This window comes from Nostoc sp. CHAB 5836 (assembly GCF_020829445.1).
GTDB lineage: Bacteria > Cyanobacteriota > Cyanobacteriia > Cyanobacteriales > Nostocaceae > Nostoc.
In genome coordinates this window covers 23050-30719 of the sequence record NZ_JAIVFV010000075.1, presented here as the reverse complement: position 1 = coordinate 30719, position 7670 = coordinate 23050, and the positions used below count along the sequence as shown (strand labels likewise).

The window sequence follows — 7670 nt, the reverse complement described above, 5'->3', positions numbered from 1 at the left end:
GGGTGCGTTAGCGTTTCGCGTAACGCACCGAATCCTTAAGAATGGTGCGTTACGCTGTCGCTAACGCACCCTACAAATACTTAATGTTGTTCAAAAATCAAACCGGATTCCTATAGGACTTACGCAAGTGTGACAAAAAATAAAAGCTTTTAGTTTGTAGTAAGGGCTTCAGCCCTGATTTTGAGGACTAAAGTCCTCACTACAAACTCAAAATAATATGCCAGTTGCGTAAGTCCTAGAAAAGAGTTGAACTACAGGTTTCAAGATCGACGTGGTTTATTTACCACTCCTGTGGTCTCGCTGATGCTTTGGAGAGACTACAGGGAGTATTATTTATTATTATTGATATTTTAAAGATTTGTTAAATAAGTTTATCTAACCGGAAGATTATGGTAATTAAATAATAACTATTTCTTAGTTTGGTTTCTAATTTATTCTTTCAAAAAACGAGTAAGCCTTGTGATATTTAAAATCAATCAATTGTTAAAGTCTTATGTCAAATATTTACCAGCAATTACAGCGATCATAACAGTTCTTCCATTACCAGTTAAAGCAGCAATTTTTTTAGTAAATGAACGCGCTGCTTTGGGAGGTAATGATGAAGTTAATTGGGTAAGTTTAGGTAAAGTATTCAATCCCGTTGCTCCTGATTATTCTGCTTTTTTACCTAACTCTTTGTCAGCAACATCCCAAGATGGTTTAACTTTGAATGTAAATATAGCTCCAGCTAGTAATCCTCAGATTACTCCACCATACGTCTTTCAAACTTTACCTTCCCCTGGTATTCGGAGTAACTTCGCTCAAGGAGATTTTGTACTCTTCGGAGGTATAGACCCAACAGGTTTTCGACCTCTTCCTCCTGGTGCCCCTGATCCTGGTAGTCGGGGGAACGGAGGGCCTTTTACCATTAGTTTTGCCCAGCCTGTTTTCGGCGCTGGGACTCAGATAGCCGTAGACATTAGTAATTTAGAAGTTGAAACTTTTATCACCGCTTTTGATAACGCTAATAACTTATTGGGTAGTTTCTCAGTTTTAAGTACTTCGTCGCTAGCATTAGATAATTCGGCAGTGTTCTTGGGAGTTCGTAGTGACACTGCAAACGTTTCGCGGCTTGTTTTTAGCAGTTCTAATCCAGAATACGGCTTGGCAATTAATAAGTTAACCATTATTGCAGTTCCTGAACCAAGTTATACCTTGGCGATATTAGCTTTTGGTGTTTCAGGTGCTATTTTGAAACTACGCAAACGCGAGTGCATCTCGTAGAGAAGAAAGAAATGCTTAACTGAACTGTATTGCCTTAGAGGATGTTTGAAAAGTATTTGATTGTGATTTTAGGCACTTGTTGATCCCCCCTAACCCCCCGATCAATTGGGGGAAGAATCAAAGTCCCCCAATTTATCGGGGAGCCACTGCGGTCTTGGGGGTTTCCCCCATGAGCAAGTGGCGTGGATTTAGGGGGATATAAAACTTTTTGCTACCAACAAGAGGACTTTTCAAACATCCTCTTAAAGCAGATGAAATTCTGCGATCGCTCTGTTAAAGTTTTTATTTTCATGTCCTGGGTTGCTGAGTTTAATCAAGGCAAAACGCTGTAAGGGTGTTAAAGCTGCCCAATGTTGCTGTGTCAGGGTTACACCTATTTCTTGAGCTTTTTCCTGGATGTTGGCTGGTACAGTGGCAGAGTCTAGCCATGCAGGATGAGGATCGATGGGCAATTTTGTAGCTGGTATACCCGTGCGTTGTAGAATTAACTGCTGTATATGCTCACGGTAAGACTGAATTTCCGTTTCTGTAGTGCAAGGTAATTCGACTAAAGCTTGACGCTCGGCTGTAGTCATTTGATTCCAATCAGACAATTTTAGCTTGATGCCACAAGTATCTAATTTGCAACGCACCTGCATGGGGATGCAACGTAGGGAATCAACAAAGTCTGCTTCAAATTCAAAGAAATCTGTCATTGTTCGGCAAACTCAAAGTTTATGGGTGAGAGTGGGGAGTAAGGAGTGGAAAAATGTTTTTTAAATCCACAATAGTTTCTTGGATCTTTTATTTAACGAACTTTGGGGGTTTAAGTCAAGAGTCTCTACAGGCAGAACGTTTTGGGTCGGGGTGTAAATCCCCGTTAAAAAACTTAATTACGAATTACGAATTATTTTAACTTCCATCTTTGGAATTACTGATCCGAATTATCAAATAACTAATTGATAAGGCAAGAATAGCTATACCTAGACCAATTATATCAATACCTCCAACTTTTTCTAAGTCAAGAATAATAATTTTTCTGGCAACAGCAATTAAAGAAGTGACAATAACTAATTCAACCTGAAAAACGTGTCTTCGTAGATAGGCGGTAATATTTTCTAAGATTTCTAAAGCGATTAAAATATTTAAAAATAACCCGAAAATCTTATACAATGTTGTGTTAAATTTACCATAGGGTGCCGTAAACAACTCTCTAAAAATAAACACTCCTAAATCTACGATCGCTACTAAAATTACAATTACCATGAAAATAGATAGAGCTTTAGAAACTAGCACTTCTATGTTTTCAATGATGTGCATGAAGTTATCATCTTTAGTAGCTTCTAGAATTCGCCTCAGTAACTTTTTCATATGTTGCACCCGATTTGGAAATAAAATAAAATCCCATAGATAAATCTAGAGGATTAAAAGAATTCGTAATTCGTAATTAAGTTTTGCAACTCTTAGAGGTTGTTTGAAAAGTGTTTTTGGTAACATCTAAGCCTCAGAAACCTAACCCCCCCAGCCCCCCTTCCCTAGAAGGGAATGGGGGTTTCAAAGCCTCTTGACCTTTCGGGGAGAGGAATGGAAGCGGGGTTTCTAGTATACTTTCCGACTTTTCAAACATCCTGTTGGAGGTTGTTTTAGAAGTTTTTCGCTGTGACTTTAGGCACTTGTTGATCCCCCCTAACCCCCCTTAAAAAGGGGGAAGAATCAAAGTCCCCTTTTTTATAGCGGTTCTCCCTTGGGTGCAGTACAGTTTTGACCTCACTTCCATTCCTCTCTCCTAAGAGGAGAGAGGCTTTGAATCTTACTCCCCAACGCTAGAAGGGAAGGGGCTGGGGGTTAGGTCTGTATTCCATGCAATTGAGAACCGCTACAAGGGGGATTTAGGGGGATCTGGAACGTTTTGATACCTACAATAGGACTTCTCTAAACATTCTCTTAGAGGTTGTTTGAAAAGTGTTTCGCTGTGACTTTAGGCACTTTTAGATCCCACATTCCGCACGCCAGTCCCTCCACTTGGCGAGACCCCAGTCAAGGCGCTGGCTCCCCGATAAATTGGGGGGAACCGGAATTATGATAATTGGTAAGAGTCAAAATTAAATAGTCATAGAAAATAATAACTGTTGATTGTTGACAAAATTACCTATTAATGCCGATAAATCAACACTTTAGGGGTACACTTTGCAGCTTACCATTGTAAGGACTGAAGTTGTTGATTTTTGATTGTAACTTCCAGAGAAATTGGTATCAGTTGCACTGCACAGGCTTTTAATTCTGGTTGCAGTGAATCGGGGCACGATTCTGGATGGGTGAGGGCATTAGCTTCGGCATTGTCTGCCCATAGCGAACCCCAGTGCATGGGGACAAAAACTGTACCAGGTGCGATCGCTTTTGTCACTTTAGCAGGAAACTTCGCTTTACCTCGACGCGATCGCACTTCTACATGCATACTATCTACAATACCTAATTTAGCAGCATCACGGGGATGAATTTCGATAAATGGTTCGGGATGCATTTTACAAATTTTTTCAATTCGGCCGGTACGCGTCTGCGTATGCCAGTGTCCGTAAAGTCGCCCAATAGTTAGCACAAAAGGATAATCTGGGTCTGGTGGCTCTGCCAATCCCTTTGAGTAATATGCCCCAAATCGAGCGCGTCCGTCAGGGGTATGGAAGCGTAAATCAGTGTAAAGGCGTTTGGAGTTAGGGAGATGAGGAGGATGAGGGGGATGAGGAGGATGAGGCAGAAGTTTTGCTCCCTTATCTCCCTTATCTCCCTTATCTCCCTTATCTCCCTTATCTCCCTTATCTCCCTCATCTTCCCCACAAGGCCATTGAGTTGGCCCTTGTGCTTGTAATTGCGCGTGACTGATACCCGTCATGTCGCAAGGACGAGTTTTAGTTAGTTTGACAAACTCAGTATAAACTTCGGCGGAGTTAGCAAAGGCAAACTCTTTCTCAAAACCTAATCTACGTCCAACTTCGGCAAAAATTTCCCAATCTGCTTTAGCTTCTTTTGGCGGTTGGCGGAATGCTGAACACAGAGTTACTACTCGTTCGGAGTTTGTCATCACGCCAGTTTTTTCACCCCATTGGGCTGCTGGTAGTAAAACGTGAGCGAAAGCAGAGGTTTCTGTGGGATAATAAGCATCTTGGTAGATGGTAAAAGGCGATCGCAACAACGCCTTCTTAGTTCGCTCCAAATCTGGCATACTCACAGCTGGGTTGGTAGCTGCAATCCACAGTAACTCTACAGCACCATTTTCCAAGCCAGTAATCATATCCCAAACACTCAAACCGGGATTAGGCGAAATTTGTCCTGGCTTGAGTCCCCAAAACTCCTCAACTTCTGCGCGGTGCTGAGGATTTTTTACCACCCGATAACCCGGTAATAAATGCGCTAAACCTCCGGCTTCGCGTCCTCCCATCGCGTTTGGCTGACCCGTGAGGGAAAAAGGGCCAGCCCCAGGTTTGCCAATTTGTCCAGTCATCAGGTGCAGGTTAATAATAGTTCTTACCTTGGCCGTCCCTTCTGACGATTGATTCACACCCATTGACCACAACGACAGTACCCGCTCAGATTGACCCCAATAGCGAGCTGCTGTTTCTAAATCTTCAATGGTGATTCCACATTGACGAGCTACTATTTCTGGCGGATGGTGGCGAATCACTTCCGCGTATGCAGGAAAGTTGCTGGTGCAGTCGTCCATGAACATGGTATCAACGTAGTTCCAGTGCATCAACAAGTGGGCGATGCCGTTCAACAAGTCGATATCTGTACCGGGACGAATAGCTAAATGCAAATCTGCGGCTTCTGCGGTTGGTGTGCGACGGGGATCAACCACAATCATTTTGACTTTGCGGTTCTTTTTGTGATATTTTTCTAGTCGGTTAAAAACTATGGGGTGACATTCAGCTGTATTCGTACCAATTAAAAATGCACAGTCGGTTAATTCTAAGTCATCGTAACAGCAAGGGGGCCCGTCTGAGCCAAAACTCTGAATGTATCCAGCCACAGCACTAGACATACATAAACGTGAGTTGGCATCAAAGTTATTAGTACCCAGACAGCCTTTGATGAGTTTTTGGGCGATGTAATAGTCCTCGGTTTGAAACTGACCGGAACCATACATACATAAGGCTTCTGGCCCTTGGGTGAAGCGGATAGTTTGAATGCGCTTGGTGATCAGATCAAAGGCTTCATCCCAACTAACGCGCCGAAACTCTTGATCTAAGGAGTCTCGCACCATTGGGTAATGTAATCTATTTTTATCTAAAGATTCTGCGATCGTTGCACCTTTGACGCAGACCATTCCTTGACTAGATGGATGGGCTTTGTCTCCCCGCACCCGCCAAATTGGATTTCCTTGGCTATCTCGATTAGTTGCTTTGTTATGTTGGGCTGGAGGTGAAACTTCTAAACCACACCCAACACCACAGTAGGGACAGAGGGTTTTGGTAAATTCACTCATGGCTATTATACTATTTTGTTGTTTTGATTGAGCAGCCTCAGATGTAGCAGCAGTTTGAGAAATTTGTGTGTTACGCAAAAATCCCTAAAAAGCTTAATTTATCGAACCGCAGAGACGCAGAGAGCGCAGAGAGTAGAAAAAGAGATTTTTATCAGAAAAATGCTGAAAACCTGTGAGAAATAGGACGCACAAGCGTCCGAACTTCGTACTTTAGGTTGGGTTGAGGAACGAAACCCAACCTACATATTTTTATTTTTTAGGCAAAACCTATGGAGTATTGCTGTAAATCTTACTCCCCTTCCCTTGTAGGGAAGGGGCTGGGGGTTAGGTCTGTATTACTACTTCATCCTTGAGTTGATTATTCTTCACTTAAGAGAATAGAGTTTTTAGTTGCGGTTTCTGGAAGTTCTTCTTCATAAGCTGCTGCAAAGGAACCTTTTGGTTCTTTGAGGAAGAAGGCACACATAAAAGCACAGACTAAAGCAGCTATACCCATTGTGGTAAATAGTGTTGGAGCGTTGGTTAAGCTCAAAATTGTCAGGTAAACTACGCCGCCAAAATTACCGTAAGCTCCCACATTACCGGCAATCTGTCCAGTAGCTTCTTTCTTAATTAGGGGTACGATGCCGTAGGTTGCACCGCAGCCAGCTTGGGCAAAGTAGGCGGCAATCATTGTCACTGCGATCGCTAGCGGAATCGGCCAGCTACTATTAATGAAATGTGCCATCAAATAACTAACTCCAATGCCGACACTGATAATTGTCATTGTCCATTTACGGGAGCTAAATTTATCAGAAATTAAGCCACCACTGGGACGAGAAACTAAATTTAAGAAGGGATAGGTAGCGGCAATCATCCCGGCGACAACATGCTCTAAAGCAAAGGTTTTTTCAAAAAATGCCGGGAGCATAGAAACAACTGCTAGTTCGCTGCCAAAGTTAGTTACGTAAGTGAATTCGAGTAAAGCTACTTGACCAAATTGAAAGCGTTCAGATGGGGCGTAAGTTTTCTTGCCAATTAGAAGTTCTCGGTTTACTTGCCAAGCTTTGTAACTTTGGTAAGCAAATAATCCTGCTAATAGTAACCAAGTCAGATACATTTGGTTCAAAGTTAGGAAGTGAATGTTCTTTTGTTCCAAACGCCAAGCTAATAAACCTAGAGCGAAAATCAAACCGAAATTCGAGACAATCATTGCCCAGAAGCTTTTAACACTCGTCACTTCTAGAGAACCATTTTTCTTAGGTTTCTTATAGATTTTACCAGTGGGTGTGTCTTGGACACTGTTGTAATAAATTACGCCGTAAATGGCTGTAATGATCCCTGTAAATGCGATCGCAAATCGCCAGTTAGAACCACCACCAGCGAAAAAGCTCGTAGAAACTGCAAGTATCGGTAAGGCAAATTCTGCACCAAAAGCCCCAAAGTTGCCCCAACCGCCATAAATACCTTGGGCAATTCCTATCTCCTTCGGCTGGAACCACTCGGACACCATGCGAATACCCACAACAAACCCACAACCGACAATTCCCATCAGCAAACGACTGATGACTAGTTGATTAAAGTCTTGCGCTAGGGCCGTCGCTAAACAAGGAATAACCGCAAACATTAGCAGGATTGAGTAGGTAATTCTGGGGCCAAAACGATCCAGAAGCATCCCAATAATTATTCGTGCGGGAATTGTGAGGGCGAGGTTACAGATGCCTAAAGTTTTAATTTGCTCAGGCGCTAAACTTAGTTCTTTGCCAATGGTTGTAGCAAAGGGAGCAAAGTTAAACCAACAAACAAAGGTGAGAAAGAATGCAAACCAAGTCTGATGTAAGATGCGGTAGCGATCGCTGAATGAAAATAATTTTTTAAGCATTCTGATTTTTTGAGGGGAGATGTGGTTCGACTTCGCTCACCAACCGGGGGATGAGGGGACGCGGGGACGCGGGGAGATGAGGGACAGAAG

General features: G+C 42.6%; 5 protein-coding genes. 1 reads left to right on the top strand and 4 read right to left on the bottom strand.

The annotated features are described in order from the left end of the window. Positions 1-459: 459 nt before the first annotated feature. Positions 460-1263 (top strand): hypothetical protein, encoded by an 804-nt coding sequence (locus tag LC605_RS16640; protein WP_229548629.1) that lies wholly within the window; start codon positions 460-462, stop codon positions 1261-1263. Positions 1264-1505: 242 nt separating this feature from the next. On the opposite strand, the gene LC605_RS16635 is transcribed toward LC605_RS16640, so the two are convergent. The 4 genes from LC605_RS16635 to LC605_RS16620 all read right to left on the bottom strand — a co-directional run bounded on the left by LC605_RS16635 (position 1506) and on the right by LC605_RS16620 (position 7580). Next, positions 1506-1958: a nitrate reductase associated protein gene (locus LC605_RS16635; protein WP_229548628.1), complete on the bottom strand. Its 453-nt coding sequence runs from the start codon at positions 1956-1958 to the stop codon at positions 1506-1508. Positions 1959-2154: 196 nt separating this feature from the next. After that, positions 2155-2613, bottom strand: a complete 459-nt coding sequence (locus tag LC605_RS16630) for a phosphate-starvation-inducible PsiE family protein (protein ID WP_229548627.1) — start codon at positions 2611-2613, stop codon at positions 2155-2157. An 823-nt stretch (positions 2614-3436) separates the two neighbouring features. Next, complete coding sequence (locus tag LC605_RS16625) at positions 3437-5719, bottom strand: molybdopterin oxidoreductase family protein (protein WP_229548631.1); 2283 nt, start codon at positions 5717-5719, stop codon at positions 3437-3439. Positions 5720-6077: 358 nt separating this feature from the next. Next, positions 6078-7580: a NarK family nitrate/nitrite MFS transporter gene (locus LC605_RS16620; RefSeq protein WP_229548626.1), complete on the bottom strand. Its 1503-nt coding sequence runs from the start codon at positions 7578-7580 to the stop codon at positions 6078-6080. Between the last annotated feature and the right edge of the window lie 90 nt (positions 7581-7670).

Coding starts and splice junctions, on each gene's coding strand:
- LC605_RS16635 (WP_229548628.1), bottom strand. CDS start 1,958: ATGACAGATTTCTTTGAATTTGAAGCAGACTTTGTTGATTCCCTACGT.
- LC605_RS16630 (WP_229548627.1), bottom strand. CDS start 2,613: ATGAAAAAGTTACTGAGGCGAATTCTAGAAGCTACTAAAGATGATAAC.
- LC605_RS16625 (WP_229548631.1), bottom strand. CDS start 5,719: ATGAGTGAATTTACCAAAACCCTCTGTCCCTACTGTGGTGTTGGGTGT.
- LC605_RS16620 (WP_229548626.1), bottom strand. CDS start 7,580: ATGCTTAAAAAATTATTTTCATTCAGCGATCGCTACCGCATCTTACAT.